We start from the raw sequence: 19,447 nt of genomic DNA, 5'->3' as shown, positions 1-19,447 counted from the left end.
CCAAAGGCGAGCATGCCAAATCCTCCCAAAATCGTCATAGTCCTTCTACCTTTCCCTCCGAAAAGTATCATGCAATTTTAAAAGCAGGTTTCCTGGCTTACGCTTCATTTTACTTTGTCCCTTCCCGGCATCATGCCAGTGGCTATCGACAATTTCATCAGCGTTTACAGTAGCGGGGGCTGCATCGGATTTTCACCGATTTCCCTATTATCCCTTGCTTATTCACACAAGGGCACTTTTAAAATGAAATATTTGGTTTTATTATACATTTCAAACTAACTTAATCTATCATATAACAACTTTGTCAAAATTCAATAGTTTATTCCGACTGTTTAGAAAAGTTTAAACGTGTAAAACCAGTTACAATCCTATCCTCGCAACAAATTTCGGCCCCAAAAAAAAGATAGTGTAGCTGGAATTATTTCTTTATGGTACACTATACGAGAATTTTCTAAATAATTACATAAGTTTCATGGTGTTGAATTTCTCGGAATTCAGCTTAAAAGGGAAGCCGGTGAAAATCCGGAGCGGTCCCGCCACTGTAAAGGGAAGTTCCATTACGTTAACTTTAATCCACTGTCAAATGAGATGGGAAGGATGTAATGGGATGATGAACCGAAGCCAGGAGACCTGCCATGAAGCGTGAAACTGTTTCAGCCTACGAGGATGGGCGTGCGGATCAGGCAAAATGGCCCATGGTTGGTTCATGCTGCAAAATTCCTGTTCATTACGCACTTCTTTCCTTTGAGAGAAGTGCTTTTTAGTTTGGGCGCCGCTTTTCTTCTCAAGATTGATCAGAACAATTAAAAGTGTTGAAAGGAGAAAGAATGAAAAGAACCAATTGGAAAATTATTTATTTTGTCATTTTATTGCTTTTTGTCCCGAAACGGGCATTGGCCATGCATATCATGGAGGGCTTTTTACCCATAGAATGGGCTATATTCTGGTGGGCCGTGACGCTTCCATTTTTAATCTTGGGTTACCGGTCCATTAGGTCCAAAGTAAGGGAAAACCCAGAAGCAAAAATGATACTTGGCCTATCGGGCGCATTTGTATTTATATTATCGGCCCTAAAGATTCCTTCTGTTACGGGAAGTTCTTCGCACCCTACCGGAGTTGGTTTAGGTTCCATACTATTCGGACCATTGGCCATGAGTGTGGTCGGCTCCATCGTTCTGTTATTTCAAGCTGTTTTACTGGCACACGGAGGATTGACGACATTAGGGGCCAATGCATTCTCCATGGCCGTTTGCGGACCCTTCATTGCTTACTTTGTCTTCAAGGGCGCAACTAAATTGGGATGGTCTTTTTCACTTGCCGTATTCTTGGCAGCTGCTTTTGGGGATTTGGGCACCTATGTGGTAACTTCTGTTCAACTTGCTCTTGCTTTCCCTTCCGAGGTAGGGGGATTCATGGCCTCTTTCAGTAAATTTGCAGGGATTTTTGCCCTGACCCAAATTCCCTTGGCGATCAGTGAGGGGTTATTGACAGTCGTCGTAATGAATTTCTTGAAAAAATACAATCTAGGCGAATTGAAATTGCTGCGAGTTTTATCTAAGGAGGCCCGTTAAAATGAAAAAAAGTTTACTGCTGCTTTTCCTGGTTGTCATTCTTGCAACCTTACCGTTAATCACCCAACAAGGAACGGAATTTGGCGGTGCCGACGGCGAAGCCGAGGAAGCCATCACTAAGATCCATCCGGAGTACAAGCCATGGTTCAACAGTATTTGGGAGCCGCCAGGTGCAGAAACCGAAAGCTTATTATTTGCGCTTCAAGCTGCAATCGGAGCCGGCTTCATTGGATACTTCATTGGTGTGATGAGACAAAGGAATAAGCAAACCAAACAAGAATTGGCCGAAAAATCGAAGCATGTTACTCATTGATAAATATGCCTATTTCAATGGGCTAAAGGATGTACATCCGTTGGAAAAGATGGTTTTTGCACTCTCTCTTTTGCTGTTTTCGTTAACGGTAAGGGATATGGCCGTTTCGCTCATCACTTTTACGGTGATGAGCGCTTTAATCATTTTCGCGGCAAAAATCCCGCTTTCTTATTATCTTAAATTACTTCTATTACCGGGATTTTTTATACTATCAGGAACCATTACCATCCTTTTTTCTTTCACTAGTAAATTCACTTCGATTTCGAATACATGGTGGTCCTGGAAGATCGGGAATTGGCAAATATTCATCAGCGATGACAGCTTTGGTACGGTGGCCAATTTGATCACTGTCGTATTCTGCAGCATCAGCTGTTTATATTTCCTTACCTTAACTACACCCATTACCGTCATCCTATCCGTGCTGCGAAAACTTAAAATGCCTTCGTTATTGGTCGATTTAATAGAATTGACCTATCGATTCATCTTTATTTTTTTAGATACGGCTTTGGCCATTCACCAATCACAAGCTTCACGGCTGGGGTATGGTTCGTTTAGGAAAGGCATTCGATCTCTCGGATTACTAATTTCATCATTATTTTTAGGAGTATTGCAGCGCTCTGGACAGTTGACGATGGCCATGAACGCAAGAGGCTATCAGGAGAACCTTTCCTATATCGAGGATACTTACACCTATTCCTCACGCAATTGGCTGATCGCGATTGTCATACTAGGAAGCTTAATCCTTATTAATGGATATTTGTAAATTGGAGGCAACCCAACAATGGACGAGCATATTTTTCATATAGAAGGCCTCACCCATCAATTCGCAGATGGAACCTTCGCTTTAAAAGGACTTTCGCTAACGATCCAACAAGGTAAAAAAATTGCATTATTAGGCAATAATGGTGCTGGCAAATCGACTTTATTCCTCCATTTAAATGGTCTATTGCAACCTACTGCAGGAAAGATCAGATTTAAGGGCAAGAAAATGAAATATGACCGGAAAGCATTATTATCATTACGAAAGCAAGTCGGTATCGTTTTTCAAGATCCCGACTCTCAGCTCTTTTCCGCTAATGTACAACAGGATATATCGTTTGGACCAATGAATTTAGGATGGGATAGAATTACAGTCCAGGAGAAAGTAAATTGGGCAATGGCTGAAACGGAAGTAACCGAACTAAAAGACAGACCTACCCATTTTTTGAGCCTTGGGCAAAAAAAACGGGTCGCCATCGCAGGGGTACTTGCCATGGAGCCCGATGTCTGGCTCTTGGACGAGCCTACCGCTGGATTGGATCCTTATTTCTCAAGACAAATCATGAATCTACTGGACAGTATCCACCACCCTGACAAAACGATAATCCTCTCAACTCATGACGTTAATTTTGCTTACCAATGGGCTGATGAAATCGTGGTCATGAACGATGGTAAGGTCATATATCAAGGGGACCCTGTTTCCGTTTTCCATGATGAAGACGTTTTGCTGCAGGCACATCTGGAGAAACCGTGGGTTTTTGAAATGTTTCAAGCCCTTCTTCAATCAAGGAATCTTGCAGAAAGGGACCTTTTCCCAAGAACGAAGGAAGAATTGCTTCAAAACTTGGAAACAGAAAAAATTTATTAATTAAGATCCCCTAGCTTCTGTTTCACCTTTCCAGAAGCTAGGGGACCCGATATATCTTTAAAATATTCAGCGATAATCCTTGTTCAAAAGCAAAAACCTCAGTATTTCTTTTCTTCCTTTTCTTTTTTAATCTCAATATCCCTTCCGTTTACATCATCAATGACTGCCTTTATCTCGCCTTCCGCATAAGTATCCGAGACTTGTTCGTGGGTTTGAGCCAGTCCAGAAGATAAAGGATCTTCCCGTTTATAATCGCTGACATCATATATTCTCCCGGCAACTTCTGAAGATTCATTTTTTGATTGCTTCCTATCCATTTGTTTCACTCCTAGTTTTTAAATTATCATTGCAGTATTAAAGACAAAGGTATTTTGTGTAAAAAACGAAGCAATATTCAATAATGATGAAAAAAGGGGGAAAAGACGAAAAAAGCTTACAAGTAATATCCCCTTTCAAGGACTTACTTGTAAGCTTAATGAGAACTTAGGCTTCCTTTTTCACATCCACATTATCGGATGGGTCACCCCAACATTCCACATTTTTCAAACCTTTAATATTGTTCACATGGAAAACTGGATTTTTCCCACTTTTCTTTTGCTTTTGATAATCCGCCAGTGCAGCAAAAGCAATTTTCCCTAGTAATGCTATGGCAATCAGGTTGATAATGGCCATAAGGGCCATAAGCAAGTCAGCCAGTCCCCAAACAAAATCCAGTGAGGCAAGCGAACCGAATATCACCATTCCTACGACTGCGACACGATAGACATTCAGCCAAACCTTATTTTCATTGATGAAGCCGATGTTCGACTCTCCATAATAATAGTTGCCCACAATGGAACTAAAGGCGAATAAAAGTACGATAATGGCCAGGAAAATACCTGCCCAAGATCCCAATGCCGTTCCGAGGGCATTTTGGGTAAGGACGATACCGTCCGTTTCCTTGGATGTATAAAGACCGGAAAACAAAATGATGAAGGCTGTCGAGCTGCAAATGATGAGCGTATCGACAAAAACACCTAGAGACTGAATGAGCCCTTGTTTGACGGGATGACTGACATCAGCCGTCGCACCAGCATTTGGTGCACTACCCATCCCGGCTTCATTTGAAAATAGGCCGCGCTTGATTCCCTGCATCATGGCAGCTCCCAGTACTCCGCCAGCCACTTCTTTTATTCCATCGAATGCACTTTCAAAGATCAAAGCAAAAACACCAGGTAACACGGTAATGTTCATGATGATGATAATCAACGCCACTATTACATAGGCTCCTGCCATGATCGGAACGATGACTTCAGAGACTTTTGCAACCATTTTGATCCCGCCAAAAATGATGACAGCCGTTACCATAGCCAAGATGATTGCCGTAACCCACTTTTCAATCCCAAACGATTCATTGAATGCGCTTGTAATCGTATTGGCTTGTACCGAGTTGAAAGCCAATCCAAATGTAAGCGAAATCAACACGGCGAAAGTGATGCCCATCCAACGGGCATTCAATGCCTTTTCCATATAATAAGCAGGACCGCCGCGGAATGCATCCCCATCCTTGACTTTATAGATTTGAGCAAGTGTACTTTCAATGAATGCGGAAGCAGATCCGATCAATGCTATTAACCACATCCAGAAAACGGCTCCAGGTCCGCCCGTCGTGATCGCGATGGCAACACCTGCAAGGTTACCCGTTCCTACCCGCGATGCCGTGCTTATGCAAAATGCCTGAAAGGATGTTACACCTTTTTTATCCGCAGTGGCCCCTTCTCCCAAAAGCCTGAACATTTCCCCTACCATTCTGAATTGGACAAACTTCGTGCGGATGCTAAAATAAAGACCCAATCCAACCAACATGATGATCAATATGGAAGACCATAACACACCATTAGCCTCACTAATAAATTTTTCTAAGAATTCCATTAAAACAAACCCCTCTACTTAACTCTGATTATTATTATAAAAACATATACAACTATAATTTATTTCCCCGTACATCGAGAAGATAAACAAAAGAAGCCCGTAAAAAAAAGGAAATTCCACAATGAATCTCCAATACAATAATATATTATATCCTAACACTCCATTTTTTTCATTCATGAATTGGTGGAATCAATCGAAAAATATAATATATCAGTATCATTTCCTATAGATAATAATCATACTTCCTCACTTCATTTAACATCATTCCCAACGGAAGTTATTTTCTAATTATATTACCATCATTATAAAAATACTAAGCGGGTACTGTTTAAATTGAAAAACAAAAAAGATTTTGCTGTGCCTATCGTAAAATCAGTAGGCAGAGACTAATAAAAAAAGGAGCATTTCAGCTCCCAAATTCCAAACAAAAAGAGAGACTTAAACAGCCTCCCTATACTCATCAGTTTTTAAACTACCTCCTTCAGGACATTAAATACATTTGCCTTACTTGGAGCTATTATGTATCTCCTTCATAAACTCAGCATTTTACCATTTACACCCTCAGCCATTAATACAGCCTGAGATACTGTCTCACCATCTGTAAAGCAATTCTCTAGATCAGCAAAGCTCACAGATAAACTCCCCCCTCTTGCTAAACGACAGCATAATATTTGAAGATTTGGTCAAATAAATGAAGTAAATGAAATGTATATTTACTTACCAAGTAGTGATTTAATGATTATCGTGTTGTCACATCACAAGCCCGCCATCTACAAATAAAGTTTGCCCTGTCATAAACAGACTCCAATCTGATGCCAGGAACAACACGGGTCCTGCTACATCTTCTGGTGCTGCAATTCTGCGGAGTGGAGTTTGGGAGATGATGAGGTCCTTCAACTCTTCTTTTGTATCCTTGCTTGTATCCGTTGGATAGACAAGCCCCGGAGCCACACAATTGACCCTGATTCCAAAAGCTCCGAGCTCTGCAGCTAAATTACGGCTGTACCCCATAAGTCCACTTTTTGCTGTCGTATATTCATGGTAAGGTACAATCGGCCTTTGAACTAAATTGCTGATCATATTGATGATGCTGCCATTGCTCTGTTTTTTCATAATGGGTAAGACTGCCTGACACATATAATGTGTCGAGCGTAAAGCCCCATCAATTTGCGCCTGATAATCTTCCCATGTAAGCTCCCATGACATTTTTCGGTTGTCAGCATCAAAAATGTAAGACTTGAAGGCATTATTCACGAGAACATCAATTTTCCCCGCTTCCAAAACTTGTTCGATCATCTGTTTGACGGACGATTCAGATGTGACATCTCCCTGTATAGCCCATCCTTCACCGCCCAGTTTAGTACAATCCACGGCAACCTGTTCAGCGGCCTCGTGATTTTTCAGGTAGTTGATGATAACCAGTGCCCCTTCTCTCGCAAAGGCACGGGCAATACTAGCTCCTATTCCTCGGCTAGCTCCCGTCACCAGTACTACTTTCCCTTGAAATTTTTTCATTTTTTCTCCTCCGTTTTGTTAGGAAGAAGATCGTCACGCACTGCCTCTTTCATATCGATGCTATTTTTAATTAGTCCTAATTGCTGGTACGTATCTGCCCCTTTTTGTAAAACCGATGTATCAAGTACCCCTAGCCCCTTACTATCAGTCCCCTCAGAGGAAACACTCGAAATATTTCTCAAATTAATAATTTTCAAGTTTTGTTGTTCATCTTTTCCATCAATAGCATATTCAGATGCTAGTTTAGCGGCTTCCTCCGGATTTTTGATCATCCACTGTGCACTGCTACTATAAGCCTCCAAAAATTCTTTCAGAACGTCTTTCTTTTCATCATATGTCTTCTCTGTGACAACAAATACATCGCTAGGCACATTCAAATAATCTTTTACTTCCATTACATTTACTTCATCCAATCCTTTTTGTTTAGCAACGGCTAATCCAGTATCCGTTGCAGCTGTTGCATCCACCTTTCCCTGCATCAAAGGAGCAAAATTCAACAATCCCGTCTCCACGATTTTTACATCGTTTTCCGAAAGTCCAGCCTGATTCAGAAGTACCAATAAATTTTGACGCGTCCCGCTTGTTAAACTATATACACCAATTGTTTTCCCTTTAAGATCCTGTGGCTTATTTATTTTTTTGTCTTTAAGGGATACAATGTTAAACACATTTTGTGGATAGATATTATAAATCACTTTCAGCTTTTCCCCTTTGTCTAATGCGAAGAAAAGAGAGCCGGGATCTGTAAACGCAATGTCAGCTTGTCCAGAAACAATATTTTTAATGGCATCCCCGCCACCTTCTCCTGGAATAACCGAAACGTCCAATCCTTTATCCTTGAAAAAGTGTTTTTTCTCATCCACCAATAAATTCGTTTGCTCAGTTATCGGCTTACTCCAATTCGCTACTCTGACCTGCTGTATTTTCTCTGAGCCTGCTTCCCTGGTTGCCTCTTCCTTTGCTCCACAAGCGCTTGTAATTATTGCTATCAAAAATAATAAACCCATTAGCATAATTTTTGATTTCATTTTTTCTCCGTCTCCTTTATAAATCGTTTGACCCATTTCTTTTCCATAAGTTGCACTGCCTGATATAGAACCATTCCCATGGCCGTTAACAATATCAAGGTCGCGAACATCAATGGTGTATCCATCATTCCCTGTGAAGCGATGATCACCGCTCCTAATCCGTCGCTTCCGCCGATAAACTCTCCAACAACCGCACCTACAATTGCCAAAACGACCGCTACTCGAAGCCCTGCTATAATCCCAGGCATCCCGGCAGGTATCTTTAAATGGATCAAGGTTTGCCAGCGTGATGCACCAAGCATTTTGAACAGTTCCAGCTTCTGCTTATCCATATACTTTATGGCCATCACCGTATTCTCCAAAATAGGAAAAAAACAGATCAGTGCCGTAATCACCACTTTAGAGGTCATTCCAAATCCAAACCAAAGAATAAAAAGAGGGGCTAAAGCAAGCTTCGGAACGGCTTGACTGGCAATAATGTAAGGAAATAAGAGCTTCCGTAAAAAAGGCACCTCGCCCAAAATAATGCCTGCCACAAATCCGAATACCCCTCCAAAAAACAGTCCCAGCAACACCTCTGATGTGGTTCGGATAATATGCGGGGTAAAGTATCCGCCGATTATGCCTTCAAAAAGAGTATGGAAAATCACAATAGGTGTCGGCAGGACAAGCTCCGACATGGACCTTGCTGCTAGATCCCATAAAAATAGCAAAAGCATTAAAAGGATTACGGAGTATATAGGAAATCGTTTCATATCCGTGCTCCCCCCATAACCTGGTGGATCTTGAGGCAAAGTTCATTAAAATACGAGCTGTACCTCATTTCTACCGTTCGCGGCTTTGCAAGATCGACAGCTGTATCATAGACAATGCTTCCTTGATCCATTACCGCTATCTTATCTGAGAGATAAACAGCTTCTGAAATATCATGTGTTATAAAAAGGACTGTCGTATTTTGCTGTTTGCATATCTTTAAAAGGTCGTCCTGTAATTCTTCTCTTGTAATCGCGTCCAAAGCAGCAAATGGTTCGTCTAAGAACATCATGGACGGCTGTTCAACAAGTGCCCTTGCAATGGCTACACGACTCTGCTGACCTCCTGATAATTGTGCCGGGAAACTTTGAAGATAGTCTGCTAACCCAACAGTGTCCAATAACTTCATCGCATACTCTTTATCCTTTACCGTCACTTTCCCCCTAAGGGAAACGGGCAACAAAACGTTATCCATTACAGTTTTCCACTCTAATAGGGTTGGGGATTGAAAGACAAATCCGGCTTCTGGAGACGGCTTGATTACGATGTCCCCTTTCAGGGAAATAATTCCAGTATCCACCTGCAGTAAGCCTGCTGCCAGCTTTAATAACGTCGTTTTCCCGCACCCACTCTTCCCTAGCAAACAATGAAACTCCCCTTTTTCTATTTCCCAGCTTACACGATTGATAACTGACCTTTTGCCCTGATAGCTGTATGTCACATCATTAACTGTCAAAAACCCCATTCCACTACCTCCTAATCAACATAAGGGGCAAATCTTTCACTGTCCACTACAGCAGAGGACTCTATATCTACCATGTTGATCAAATCTAGTAAATTAAAGCGGCCATCATGATGCCATCCAGCTTCGGGAGACGTCATACTGCCCAAAGCCGTTAACCTCGTTACACCAATTCCCCCCAATAACTCGGCCCAATGAAAAAGTTCTCTTGGGTTTGCAGCTATACCAACGGTTTGGAGGAAAGAACGGTGAGGCTCAATGGAAGGAATAAGGTCCCCTATTTTTTCAAAGGCAATCACTTTTATCACTCGATTCAAACTACTTGGAGTGAAGGAAATGTCCTTTTCTTCGTATACGACGGTCCAATCATGTGCTACATTTCCCAATACCTCTTTTTGGGAATCATAAAAAACACTCATCTCTTCTCTTTGACGCCACGATGCCAGTGCTGCAGACTCTTCCATTGAAAGGATCCGCCGAGGATATCTTTTTTCCATGTTTTCAAGTTCATGTGCAAGATATCTCGCAAATTCTTTTGGCGAAACATTGCCGCCATGTTGGACATAAAAAATATGGGGAGAGTAGCAGCCTTGCTGATCATAACGGATGACATCAAGTGCCGCTTGACGTGCAGTTTCAAAAGCTTTTTGTGAATCCAGGCTAAAGCGAGAGATCAACCCAAAACTGATTTTATGGCCATAAGCCAAAAATCTGGTGGTTATTGGCGTTCGGCTTTGAAGAGACTGAAGCGAAGCGTTGCCGCCGTACCCTACTACAACGTCACTTTGTTCCAATATGCATGTTTCCCGCTCTTCATCGCCCCCTTTCCACCAAACAATGGCAAAGCAATCCGCTAATTTAGGTTCAATTTCCACTAACAAACGGGCAAACAAGCCCGCAAACAAAGGCTCTGCACTTGAGACCTTCCCAATGTTTCCTGACTTGGTAAGCAAAGCGGAGATGAAGCTCCACAAAGGAAGACCTGGGACATTCCCCGACCAAATATGGGTGATTAGATTTGGCCCTACTGCCTTAGAGAACCCGCCTTTGATTCGAGGTTGAAAGTCATCAAGCATCAGGGGATTTCCTAAATCTTCAACAACAAAGCGTTGGAGTTCATGTTTACGGAATTTTTTCAAATAAATAGTAAGACCAAGACGAACTATTTCCTCATCATACCCTGTAATAATCGGCAGGAGCTGTTCAGCCTTTTGACGGTAGGGTGAACGACGATCCAGTAATCTATCAATCGCTTTATCAATAATGTCCATGATTTCCACAGTCGTAAATGCCTTTAATATCTCAACACTCGCCCTTTTAACTTTTTCTATAACCTTATTCATCTGTTCTATCGTAAGAAGGGGAATCTCCACTTCCACTTCTTCATTCTTTCTCTTAAATACTAAAACCCTTTTTGTAAAATCTTCATCCCCTATATCCGGTATATATCCTGCAATCTCGTTCATTCCGAAACGCCCTTTGCAGCTTTTAAAAACTCATCCACCGCTATGGAACAACCCTTTGCCTCTGTTCCCTGCACTCTTCCTAATAAAAGAAAACCACCATCCACCTCGACCCCTAAATCTTCTGTTAGGATGGTAGTGACCGAATTATAATTAGCTAAATCACAATGAACAAGTACTCCCCGCTCGCCCTTTTGGACCTCTTCCCCACTTAAAGGATTGATCACCCTAGTCCTTATCCAATGCGGTCCCGATTTTACAGGAGGAACAGTCTCGTTACCGTCATCATAAAATTGCGTGCTTAGCTCCGTCATCCCATACATATTTATGCATCCTGACCGGTCTACACCCAAGTGAGTTGAAAGCATATGATAGAATTCATCCATACCCAATTCCTTAGATTGATTCTTATATCCTCCCGTATCAAGGATTTTACTTCCCTTTGGTAAACTAAAGATCTTTCCCATTCGTTCTAATTCTTCGATCATATGTACGAAACTAAAACTCGCGCCTAAAAGGGCATAAGGCTCCCCAGTTTTTTCCGCATGCGCAAGGTACTCCAGCAAGCGGTCCATATCAATTCCACTTTCATTTAATAGATAGTGGCTATCCTTCGTACCGAATTCACGCATTCCAAGACCCAAGTAGCGAGCTAATGAAGAATTAGGCATTTCTATTTCGGTTGGAAAAAGAATCCCCATGCGTATTTTCTCCGTTTCCTTCATAAATCTTTTCCTGAAATTTAAAATCATGGACTTATCAAACACCTCCAAAGTGGGATGATAATGTTTGCCCTTAATTCCTTTTGTAGTTCCGCTAGTCATGAAAACAGCTTCTGTTTCAGAGGGATCTATGGAGCTTAGCGTGACTTCTTTAAAAGCATTAATCGGAACGGCCGGAATGTCCCTCCATGTCTTAACAACCCTTGGTGTCTTTCCTTTTTGAAAACAAAAGGTTCGGTAGGGAAGATTATGATCGTATTGATAAGAAAATAATTGTAAGGCCTGTTCATTGAATGCCTCATCCGATGCATTTTGCATATAGCGAACAATATTATTGGTTATGACTTGCTGTTGATTCATCTCGAATACATCCTTTCATAGAAAATAAAAAAGCACTTTGCGTAAGCAAAGTGCATAGTGGTCCTCTAGTCACAATCCCTACGCTGGCATTACCCAACAGGTTCAAACGGTCTACAACAGTTAGTCATACTCTCAGCCTGATTCCACAGACTCCCGTAACATTAAATTTTATTCAAGTCTATTCCTTCTGCCTAAAAAATGCAACTCCATTTTAAACTACCGTTAAATGCACTAAATCATAGATCCATATTTCATTAAAGGAATGAACACAGATCATCTCATCGATTTTCTCAATTTTTCATTTTACATGAAGGCATATAATTCTTTAATTAATGGCATATAAAAGAAATACCATTCCAAACTCTAAAGTAAAAGCTATGTGCTTGTCTGCTGGATATAAATTAGGGTAAAAAACTTAAAAACACAGCTACTTTTGGATTGAATATGTTTGCTAGAAATCCTTCTTTAATATAATTATTTTCGATGACCATCAGCTTTTCCGTGAAGGTGTAAAGCACATATGCTTTTACGGGGCAGCGAAAAAGAGATTTGGGGGTAAAAAAACCTTCCTATGAAAGTGAGACTGACCAGCTAAAGGGAAAAATAAAGGCTATCAGGAAGAAGATTCCCCACAGCCTTTACCTATTATTTCGTAAAAATTTCAATAAGTTCGTTAACCCCTAAATAGACGAACATGATGAGACAAGCCGTTAAAACCAAATTAGGAACCGCTTTGTTCCTAAACTCTTTATCTACCTTTTTCGAATTTAATAATAAAATCAGGGAGATAGCCAGGAATGGCATAAATAATGCTCCTAAAGCTCCATATATGATGATTAACTCGACGGGTTTTCCGAAATAAAACAAAATCATCGGAGGGAATGTCAGCCAGGTTAGATAGGCACGATAAGCAGGTTCAGTTTCTGATACAGCCTGTTTTCCTGGAGCCTTTTTCTTGCGTATCGTTTTGACAAAATCAGCAAAAAGATACGGAACCCCATTCCAAACTCCAAGTAAGGAAGAGAAAGCTGCAGACCAAAATGCAATTAAGAATAACCAACGCATAGGTGTGCCAAACTCCGCCCCAAGCATTTCGGCAAGTTGGATAAGCCCTTGATCATCACGGATGCTGACACCTGTACCCGCTAGAAATTGAGCACCGATTATCAATGCAGCCAATGTAAAAATAGCTGTTAATGTATAGGCAACCTTGGTATCTGTTCTCATCATGGAAATCCAACCTTTTCCACTCCAGCTTTTTTCACTTAACCAATAACCATAGGAAGCCATGGTGATTGTTCCACCAACTCCACCAATCAAGCCTAGCATTAAAATGAATGAGCCTTCTGGAACTCTAGGAACGAATCCGATTGCGAAATCTCCTAAGCTAGGTAGGAAAAGAATCGCTGTACCGATAATCGTTACAAACATAACACCTATTAAAACTGTCATTACACGTTCAAACAGCAGATAACGGCCTGTCCAAACGAGACCGAAGCCTAGAATCGAATGGACGATAGCCCAAGCCCAAAGCGGCATGATTGGAAACATGGCGTGCATGGCCAATGCTGAAGTCGATGCTGCAGCTGCTCCATAGATAAATCCCCAAATGACTGAGTAGATACCAAAATAACCTGTTGCCCATTTCCCTAATGAATGCCAGCCATCAATCATGGTTTGTCCAGTTGCCAAATACCAGCGTCCTACACCTTCATTTAAAAAGTATTTCAAAATTGCACCGACAATAATGGCCCATACAAAGGTCATTCCAAAAGACGTTCCAATAACGATAGATGTTATCAAATCGGCAGTTCCCACACCTGTGGCAGCGACAACTATACCTGGTCCAACCTGTCTTAATTTTTCCCCCATCGTAGCTGGTGGAATTTTGAGCTGTGGCTTATTAAGTTCTGTCTCCATGTAATGCCTCCTCAGATCGTAAATGTCCAAAATATATTTAATTAATGTAGTTCATTCATTTAGAATCGTCTTAGGCTAATTCTAATAAAATAGCCATGCCCTGACCTCCGCCAATACATAGAGTCGCTATCCCGTATCTTTCTTGTCGTTTTTGCATTTCATGAATTAATTTCGTTATGATTATCGCTCCAGTTGCCCCTAATGGATGACCTAATGCGATAGCCCCACCATTGACATTGGTTTTATCAGGATCTAGCTTCGCTTCACGTATCACGGCAAGTGATTGCGAAGCGAAAGCCTCATTCAATTCAAACAGCCCAATATCCTCAATCTTCAGACCAGTTTTTTTCAAAAGTTTTTCGATTGCGGGAACTGGACCGATTCCCATATATCGTGGATCGACACCGGCTGTAGACCAGTTAATGATTTTGGCAATAGGTTTGACACCTATGTTGGAAGCCTTTTCTCGAGTCATTAAGACTAAGGAACTCGCTCCATCATTTCGGCCACAGGCATTACCCGCTGTGACAGTTCCATCCTTTTTAAAGACTGGTTTCAATTGGGTTAATTTTTCTAAGGTTGTGTCCCTTGGGTGCTCGTCTATATGGAAAATCGATGTGTTTTTTCTAGTTTTTATTTCAATCGGAACAATTTGCGATTGAAAGGATTCAGACTCAATTGCTAATTTTGCCCGATTCTGGCTTTCCAAAGCAAATGCATCCTGATCCTCACGGGAAATATTATATTTTTCCGCAACGTTTTCAGCTGTAACCCCCATACCTAAGTCTTTTCCAAAAACTTCGATTGGCTGCTGGCCATTTTCAAGATTAGAATCAACAAGGTAAGGATTTCCTTCTCCATATCGTGAATTTCTTAAATAAATGGGGGCCCGACTCATATTTTCCGCTCCGCCGGCAACAACAATATCATCCGGATTAAATGCTAAGTGCTGAACCCCCGATACAACAGCCTGAATGCCTGAAGCACATAGTCGGTTTACTGTGAAAGCAGAGGCCTCATGGGGAATACCAGCTCTTAATGCAGCAACACGTGCTAGATTAGATGATTCAGTGGACTGCCGTACCTCACCAAAAATCACTTCATTGATCTGCTCAGGTTCTAGCCCAGCACGCTCAATCGCATCTTTAATGGTTGTTGCAGCTAGATTTCCAGCCGGCACCTCTTTTAATCGTCCGCCAACTCTACCAATGGCTGTACGGTTTGCGCTAACAATTACAAATTCATGATCCATTATAATACCTCCGGATTGTTAATTCATTCGACTGAATACGCTTTCAAACTTGGTGAAATTATAAAATTTGCAGGTGTGATTTCTTTTAATTTCTCTATCGTACACCCCTTGTCTAACTCTTCTAAAATCATTTCATTATCTTTAAATCGAAAAACTGCATATTCAGATATTAATGTCGATACAACACCTTGGGCTGTTAGTGGAATATCGCAGTGATTGACAATTTTCGGATTGCCCTCTTTGGTGCAATGCTGAGTTGCAATGATGACTTCCTTTGCACCCACGACTAAATCCATTGCTCCACCAACTCCTAAAATATCCTTTCCCGGTACAGCCCAGTTTGCTAAATCTCCTGTTTCACTGACTTGAAGGGCTCCTAAAACGACTGTATCAATATGTCCGCCGCGAATCATCGCAAATGATTCGGAGGATGAAAAATAAGCAGCACCTTTTTGTGCGGTGACCGGTAATTTCCCGGCATTTATGATTTCAGGGTCTTCCTTCCCTTTCTCTGGCGAAGGACCTACTCCAAGGAGCCCATTCTCCGTATGAAGGTATACGGATTTATTTTCGGGTATATAGTTAGCAACCATGGTCGGAATGCCGATCCCTAAATTGACGATTGTTCCCTCTTTTATTTCCATAGCAACCCTTTTGGCTATCATTTCTTTAAGAGTAAGTGTCGACATCTTCGGTCAATTTCTCCTTTCCACTATAAAATCCACGAACAAATGAGGCGTTATGATTTCCTCGGGAGATATCTTGCCCATTTCAACAATCTCCTCCACTTCAACTATAGTTATTTTTGCTGCACTAGCCATATCAGGGTTAAAGTTCCGAGCTGTTTTTGAATAGATTAAATTACCCAACCTATCTGCTTTTTTAGCCTTCACTAAAGCCACATCAGCAAATAACGGTAACTCTAAAACATATTCTTTTCCATTAATTACGCGTGATTCTTTATTTTCTCCTATAAGTGTCCCCGCTGACGTGCGAGTATAAAATCCACCTATACCTGCACCTGCTGCTCGTAACCTTTCTCCTAATGTCCCTTGCGGAACCAGCTCCACTTCCAACATACCTTGCTTGACGTAACGGACGGCATCCATATTACTCGTAAAATATGAACCTATCCCTTTTTTTATTTTATTTTGGAGTAGAATCTTACCTAGACCTTTTCCTCCGGGTTCCCCTAGGTTATTGCTAATGATTGTTAAATCGGAAACTGGATGTTCAGCCATTGCTTCCACCAAGTTAAGAGGGCATCCTACCAACCCAAAACCTCCTACAGCGACGGTGTCTCCATCTTTTATATACGAAACAGCTTCTGATGCAGTAATGATTTTATTCAACGTAGCTTAAAGCCTCCTCTTCCACGTAATGTAATCCCTTACATATTCTTTGAAAAAAATTAAAAATAAGAGTTGTATAATTGCGATCATAAGTGTACACTATACGTACACATTGTACATATAGTGTATCTTGGGATAATCATAATTATCTTTTGTTAAGAAGTCAACCTAATTGTTTGTTTTTTCTAACAATTAGGCTGAAAATTCACTATAAATTTTCATTATTTTTAGGAGGAAGTTCGAGATGAATAATGAAACGGAACAATCATCTTATTTCGTCCAATCAGTCGCAAAAGGATTTGAAGTGTTAAAAGCTTTTGATTCAAGTTCTGCTAGTCTTTCGCTTCGGGAACTTGCAGAGCGGACAGGCATTAATAAAGCGACAGTTAGACGCTTTGCATTAACCCTTGTCGACCTTGGTTATATAAGGTTAATAGAAGACAATAGATTTCAACTCAGCCCTAAGGTTTTGGATTTAGCGGTCCATTATTTACAAACATTGAATTTACCGGATCTTGCTCAACCAATCTTGGAATCTATCTCTGCCACTGTAAAGGAATCAACAAACCTGGCCATTCTGGATGGGGCGGAAGTTGTCTATGTTTCCAGAGTGAATGCAGCTAAAAGGATCGTCGGGGCAAACTTGAAGGTCGGTTCAAGGTTGCCTTATTATGCAACCTCATTAGGAAAAGCACTTGTTGCCTGGTTACCCGAAAACGAGAGGGAAAAAATTTGGGGAATCACCAATATCGAAGCCTTTACCCAAAATACAATCACCACTTATGAAAAATTCGAGGAAGACCTGGCCATGACCAGGTCACGGGGTTATGCGTTAGGTGATGAAGAGCTAGAGGAAGGACTCCGCTCCATTTCAATGCCCATTATCAATTGGCAGGGGGCAACGATAGCCGCAGTAAATGTTTCTACCCAGGTCATCCGAACAGATAAAAAGAAATTATTAGAAATCTACTTGCCAGCCCTTCAAGAAGGAGTTAAAAAATTAAATCATCAAACGGGATCTAAAAGTTAAATCAAAATACACACTTGAAAAAATTGAGGTCACTGAAAAAATTGAGGCCACTGAAAAATTTTCGTTTTTTAGTGGTATTTAATTTATAGTAAAAAAGACGACTCCAATTTATTCTCATAAAATTGGAGTCGTCTTTTTTATTATTAAGGGTCCTGGTGCGAAAATATTTTTTAGGAATATATACCTAAATCCCCTATTCATGTATGAATTATGATGTAACTTAAAATAATTTGTGTCTATCTTATATTTTCTAGTTTTCTGTAGGTATCAATGTTGAAATTAAGTCTGTTATGATACACTTGTTCTGCCTCTCCTAGATGGTTAGAATACCTTGTGAAAACATCTTTCTTAATTCTTTTTTATCTATTTTTCCAATCGGCGTTAATGGGAACTTATCAAGAAAATAGGCAATTTTAGGAACCATATACTTAGAGGTCCTTTGTTTGCAGAAATCAATTAATTCCTCACTAGTACAGCTCAATCCTTCATGCAATGCTATCACGACACACACTACTTCTCCCCAATCTGGATGGGGAACGCCAATGCATGCGCTTAATGCAACAGAAGGGTGCTGGTTCACCACTCGCTCCACTTCTGAAGAATATACGTTCATCCCGCCTGTAATGATCATATCTTTCTTCCTATCTACAATATAAAGGTAACCGCTTTCATCCCATTTACCAATATCTCCCGTGTAGAACCAGCCATCACGGATGTATTCACGGGTAAGATCCGGTCTTTGATAATATCCAACCATCATGGCTGGGGACTTTACGATGATTTCTCCAAACTCGGTTGGTTTTACATCATTTCCATTCTCATCAATCAGTCGAACTTCGGTAAGAATGCACGGTTTTCCACAGCTTTTCAAAACTTCCGGATTATTATGATAAGCCCATACATGAGCGCTCTTCGATAGTCTTGAAATGACAATATTACATTCTGTCATGCCGTATTGCTGGCGCATGATAGGCCCGAACACTTCAAAAGCTTCTTTAAGGCGCTTCTGTGAAATCGGTGACGCACCATAGAAGATATTGCGCATGGAGCTCATATCATATTCCATCTTCTTGGTCTGATCAAGAAGCCTGTATAACATGGTCGGTACCATGAATGTCGTCGTGATTTCATGTTCCTTTATCGCCTGTATGAATGCTGCAGCGTCGAATGAGCCCATCACATAAACATGGACGCCCGAAACAAGGGATCTCCAAAGTAGTGAACCGGCTGAATGCACAATGGGCGTACTTAGCAATACCCGGTCCCGGTCGTCCAGCGGGTCTTCGATAGCTGCAGAAAGTATCGCGGCGCCGAGTCCTTTCTGGGAATGCATGACGCCTTTGGGTGTACCCGTTGTCCCGCCTGTATAGGACAGAAGGGCAATGTCATCTTCTTCAGCTGTTGGCAAGTCTAAATTAATTATTTCACCAGGACATTTAAATAGTTCAAACTCCTCCGGATAATTACTATTAAAGCCAGGGAGCCCAATAACATGGAACTCCTCCTTCTTCATTTCTTCCAAATACTCTAAGAAGGTGTCAAAGTGTGTCTGTGTAGCAATTATGACCACTTCTGGTTTTGCTTCCTTTAAAATGAATTGTATTTCTCGTTTTCCGAGTTTTTCACTTAATGGCACCAAGGTAGCCCCGCATTGCTGGACGGCCAAACCAAACATCACACTTTCCAAACTGTTTGGAATGATGGTCGCTATGCGGACGCCCCTTCCTGCACCTAAGCACATTAAATAAGAAGTGATACGTTCTGTTTTCTTCCATAACTCGTCGTAGGTTATCGTTTCTCCGTTTGGCAACAAGGTAATAGCCGGCAGGTCACCGAATCGTTTCATTCCTTTATTCATCAGTGACTGAAATGTCAACTTATGCAGCAT

The 19,447-nt window shown here is 41.1% G+C and carries 19 protein-coding genes and 3 riboswitches; of the genes, 6 read left to right on the top strand and 13 right to left on the bottom strand.

The window, feature by feature from the left end; translation table 11 throughout:
* Positions 1–64 precede the first annotated feature (64 nt).
* Positions 65–255: riboswitch (cobalamin riboswitch) on the bottom strand.
* 201 nt (positions 256–456) lie between these two features.
* Positions 457–653: riboswitch (cobalamin riboswitch) on the top strand.
* The 5 genes from ACJ9PY_RS10970 (at position 636) to ACJ9PY_RS10950 (ending at position 3,511) form a co-directional block, all read left to right on the top strand.
* Positions 636–764, top strand: a complete 129-nt coding sequence (locus ACJ9PY_RS10970; protein WP_264641018.1) for a hypothetical protein — start codon at positions 636–638, stop codon at positions 762–764. It overlaps the preceding riboswitch by 18 nt.
* A gap of 63 nt (positions 765–827) precedes the next feature.
* Positions 828–1,571, top strand: a complete 744-nt coding sequence (locus ACJ9PY_RS10965) for an energy-coupling factor ABC transporter permease (RefSeq protein WP_411740006.1) — start codon at positions 828–830, stop codon at positions 1,569–1,571.
* A gap of 1 nt (position 1,572) precedes the next feature.
* Positions 1,573–1,884 (top strand): energy-coupling factor ABC transporter substrate-binding protein, encoded by a 312-nt coding sequence (locus tag ACJ9PY_RS10960; RefSeq protein WP_034312516.1) that lies wholly within the window; start codon positions 1,573–1,575, stop codon positions 1,882–1,884.
* Positions 1,871–2,647, top strand: a complete 777-nt coding sequence (cbiQ, locus tag ACJ9PY_RS10955) for a cobalt ECF transporter T component CbiQ (RefSeq protein ID WP_098866410.1) — start codon at positions 1,871–1,873, stop codon at positions 2,645–2,647. Before ACJ9PY_RS10960 ends, cbiQ begins: the two co-directional genes overlap by 14 nt.
* Before the next feature lie 18 nt (positions 2,648–2,665).
* Positions 2,666–3,511 carry an energy-coupling factor ABC transporter ATP-binding protein gene (locus tag ACJ9PY_RS10950; protein ID WP_057275928.1) on the top strand — a complete coding sequence of 282 codons (846 nt, stop codon included), beginning with the start codon at positions 2,666–2,668 and terminating at the stop codon, positions 3,509–3,511.
* A 98-nt stretch (positions 3,512–3,609) separates the two neighbouring features.
* On the opposite strand, the gene ACJ9PY_RS10945 is transcribed toward ACJ9PY_RS10950, so the two are convergent.
* The 12 genes from ACJ9PY_RS10945 to ACJ9PY_RS10890 form a co-directional block, all read right to left on the bottom strand.
* Positions 3,610–3,828: a YozQ family protein gene (locus ACJ9PY_RS10945; protein WP_411740005.1), complete on the bottom strand. Its 219-nt coding sequence runs from the start codon at positions 3,826–3,828 to the stop codon at positions 3,610–3,612.
* 166 nt (positions 3,829–3,994) lie between these two features.
* Entirely contained in the window at positions 3,995–5,422 is a 1,428-nt protein-coding gene (locus ACJ9PY_RS10940; protein WP_411740004.1) for an alanine/glycine:cation symporter family protein, read from the bottom strand.
* Between the two features lie 750 nt (positions 5,423–6,172).
* Positions 6,173–6,937: an SDR family oxidoreductase gene (locus ACJ9PY_RS10935; protein ID WP_411740003.1), complete on the bottom strand. Its 765-nt coding sequence runs from the start codon at positions 6,935–6,937 to the stop codon at positions 6,173–6,175.
* On the bottom strand, positions 6,934–7,965 hold the full coding sequence (locus ACJ9PY_RS10930; protein ID WP_411740002.1) for an ABC transporter substrate-binding protein: 1,032 nt from the start codon (positions 7,963–7,965) through the stop codon (positions 6,934–6,936). Before ACJ9PY_RS10930 ends, ACJ9PY_RS10935 begins: the two co-directional genes overlap by 4 nt.
* Positions 7,962–8,720 carry an ABC transporter permease gene (locus ACJ9PY_RS10925; protein WP_187049288.1) on the bottom strand — a complete coding sequence of 253 codons (759 nt, stop codon included), beginning with the start codon at positions 8,718–8,720 and terminating at the stop codon, positions 7,962–7,964. Before ACJ9PY_RS10925 ends, ACJ9PY_RS10930 begins: the two co-directional genes overlap by 4 nt.
* Positions 8,717–9,463: an ABC transporter ATP-binding protein gene (locus ACJ9PY_RS10920; protein ID WP_411740001.1), complete on the bottom strand. Its 747-nt coding sequence runs from the start codon at positions 9,461–9,463 to the stop codon at positions 8,717–8,719. The genes ACJ9PY_RS10925 and ACJ9PY_RS10920 overlap by 4 nt, the downstream gene beginning before the upstream one ends.
* Positions 9,464–9,474: 11 nt before the next feature.
* Positions 9,475–10,926, bottom strand: coding sequence for an acyl-CoA reductase (locus tag ACJ9PY_RS10915; RefSeq protein ID WP_187049286.1), 1,452 nt, complete (start codon positions 10,924–10,926; stop codon positions 9,475–9,477).
* A complete protein-coding gene (locus ACJ9PY_RS10910; RefSeq protein ID WP_411740000.1) occupies positions 10,923–12,005 on the bottom strand; it encodes a long-chain fatty acid--CoA ligase in 1,083 nt (360 codons plus the stop codon). Before ACJ9PY_RS10910 ends, ACJ9PY_RS10915 begins: the two co-directional genes overlap by 4 nt.
* Positions 12,006–12,062: 57 nt before the next feature.
* Positions 12,063–12,172: riboswitch (TPP riboswitch) on the bottom strand.
* Between the two features lie 478 nt (positions 12,173–12,650).
* Positions 12,651–13,925: an Nramp family divalent metal transporter gene (locus ACJ9PY_RS10905; protein ID WP_222619746.1), complete on the bottom strand. Its 1,275-nt coding sequence runs from the start codon at positions 13,923–13,925 to the stop codon at positions 12,651–12,653.
* Positions 13,926–13,995: 70 nt separating this feature from the next.
* Complete coding sequence (locus ACJ9PY_RS10900) at positions 13,996–15,177, bottom strand: thiolase family protein (protein ID WP_411739999.1); 1,182 nt, start codon at positions 15,175–15,177, stop codon at positions 13,996–13,998.
* Positions 15,178–15,200: 23 nt separating this feature from the next.
* A complete protein-coding gene (locus ACJ9PY_RS10895; RefSeq protein ID WP_187049284.1) occupies positions 15,201–15,866 on the bottom strand; it encodes a 3-oxoacid CoA-transferase subunit B in 666 nt (221 codons plus the stop codon).
* Between the two features lie 6 nt (positions 15,867–15,872).
* Complete coding sequence (locus ACJ9PY_RS10890) at positions 15,873–16,529, bottom strand: CoA transferase subunit A (RefSeq protein WP_098185350.1); 657 nt, start codon at positions 16,527–16,529, stop codon at positions 15,873–15,875.
* 244 nt (positions 16,530–16,773) lie between these two features.
* Here ACJ9PY_RS10890 and ACJ9PY_RS10885 point away from each other — a divergent pair, with 244 nt between their 5' ends.
* Positions 16,774–17,559 carry an IclR family transcriptional regulator C-terminal domain-containing protein gene (locus ACJ9PY_RS10885; RefSeq protein ID WP_187049283.1) on the top strand — a complete coding sequence of 262 codons (786 nt, stop codon included), beginning with the start codon at positions 16,774–16,776 and terminating at the stop codon, positions 17,557–17,559.
* Between the two features lie 313 nt (positions 17,560–17,872).
* On the opposite strand, the gene ACJ9PY_RS10880 is transcribed toward ACJ9PY_RS10885, so the two are convergent.
* Positions 17,873–19,447, bottom strand: a complete 1,575-nt coding sequence (locus tag ACJ9PY_RS10880) for a class I adenylate-forming enzyme family protein (RefSeq protein ID WP_411739998.1) — start codon at positions 19,445–19,447, stop codon at positions 17,873–17,875.

Source organism: Peribacillus sp. S4 (genome assembly GCF_046715815.1).
Lineage (GTDB): Bacteria > Bacillota > Bacilli > Bacillales > DSM-1321 > Peribacillus > Peribacillus frigoritolerans.
Note: the sequence above shows the minus strand (reverse complement) of the source record. Positions and strands in the feature narration are given on the sequence as shown.

Bases quoted from the DNA above. Each gene is read 5' to 3' on its own strand.
- ACJ9PY_RS10960 (WP_034312516.1), top strand. From the start codon at position 1,573: ATGAAAAAAAGTTTACTGCTGCTTTTCCTGGTTGTCATTCTTGCAACC.
- ACJ9PY_RS10965 (WP_411740006.1), top strand. From the start codon at position 828: ATGAAAAGAACCAATTGGAAAATTATTTATTTTGTCATTTTATTGCTT.
- ACJ9PY_RS10935 (WP_411740003.1), bottom strand. From the start codon at position 6,937: ATGAAAAAATTTCAAGGGAAAGTAGTACTGGTGACGGGAGCTAGCCGA.
- ACJ9PY_RS10915 (WP_187049286.1), bottom strand. From the start codon at position 10,926: ATGAACGAGATTGCAGGATATATACCGGATATAGGGGATGAAGATTTT.
- ACJ9PY_RS10940 (WP_411740004.1), bottom strand. From the start codon at position 5,422: ATGGAATTCTTAGAAAAATTTATTAGTGAGGCTAATGGTGTGTTATGG.
- ACJ9PY_RS10970 (WP_264641018.1), top strand. From the start codon at position 636: ATGAAGCGTGAAACTGTTTCAGCCTACGAGGATGGGCGTGCGGATCAG.
- cbiQ (WP_098866410.1), top strand. From the start codon at position 1,871: ATGTTACTCATTGATAAATATGCCTATTTCAATGGGCTAAAGGATGTA.
- ACJ9PY_RS10910 (WP_411740000.1), bottom strand. From the start codon at position 12,005: ATGAATCAACAGCAAGTCATAACCAATAATATTGTTCGCTATATGCAA.
- ACJ9PY_RS10950 (WP_057275928.1), top strand. From the start codon at position 2,666: ATGGACGAGCATATTTTTCATATAGAAGGCCTCACCCATCAATTCGCA.
- ACJ9PY_RS10900 (WP_411739999.1), bottom strand. From the start codon at position 15,177: ATGGATCATGAATTTGTAATTGTTAGCGCAAACCGTACAGCCATTGGT.
- ACJ9PY_RS10945 (WP_411740005.1), bottom strand. From the start codon at position 3,828: ATGGATAGGAAGCAATCAAAAAATGAATCTTCAGAAGTTGCCGGGAGA.
- ACJ9PY_RS10920 (WP_411740001.1), bottom strand. From the start codon at position 9,463: ATGGGGTTTTTGACAGTTAATGATGTGACATACAGCTATCAGGGCAAA.
- ACJ9PY_RS10895 (WP_187049284.1), bottom strand. From the start codon at position 15,866: ATGTCGACACTTACTCTTAAAGAAATGATAGCCAAAAGGGTTGCTATG.
- ACJ9PY_RS10930 (WP_411740002.1), bottom strand. From the start codon at position 7,965: ATGAAATCAAAAATTATGCTAATGGGTTTATTATTTTTGATAGCAATA.
- ACJ9PY_RS10925 (WP_187049288.1), bottom strand. From the start codon at position 8,720: ATGAAACGATTTCCTATATACTCCGTAATCCTTTTAATGCTTTTGCTA.
- ACJ9PY_RS10880 (WP_411739998.1), bottom strand. From the start codon at position 19,447: ATGCTGCATAAGTTGACATTTCAGTCACTGATGAATAAAGGAATGAAA.
- ACJ9PY_RS10905 (WP_222619746.1), bottom strand. From the start codon at position 13,925: ATGGAGACAGAACTTAATAAGCCACAGCTCAAAATTCCACCAGCTACG.
- ACJ9PY_RS10885 (WP_187049283.1), top strand. From the start codon at position 16,774: ATGAATAATGAAACGGAACAATCATCTTATTTCGTCCAATCAGTCGCA.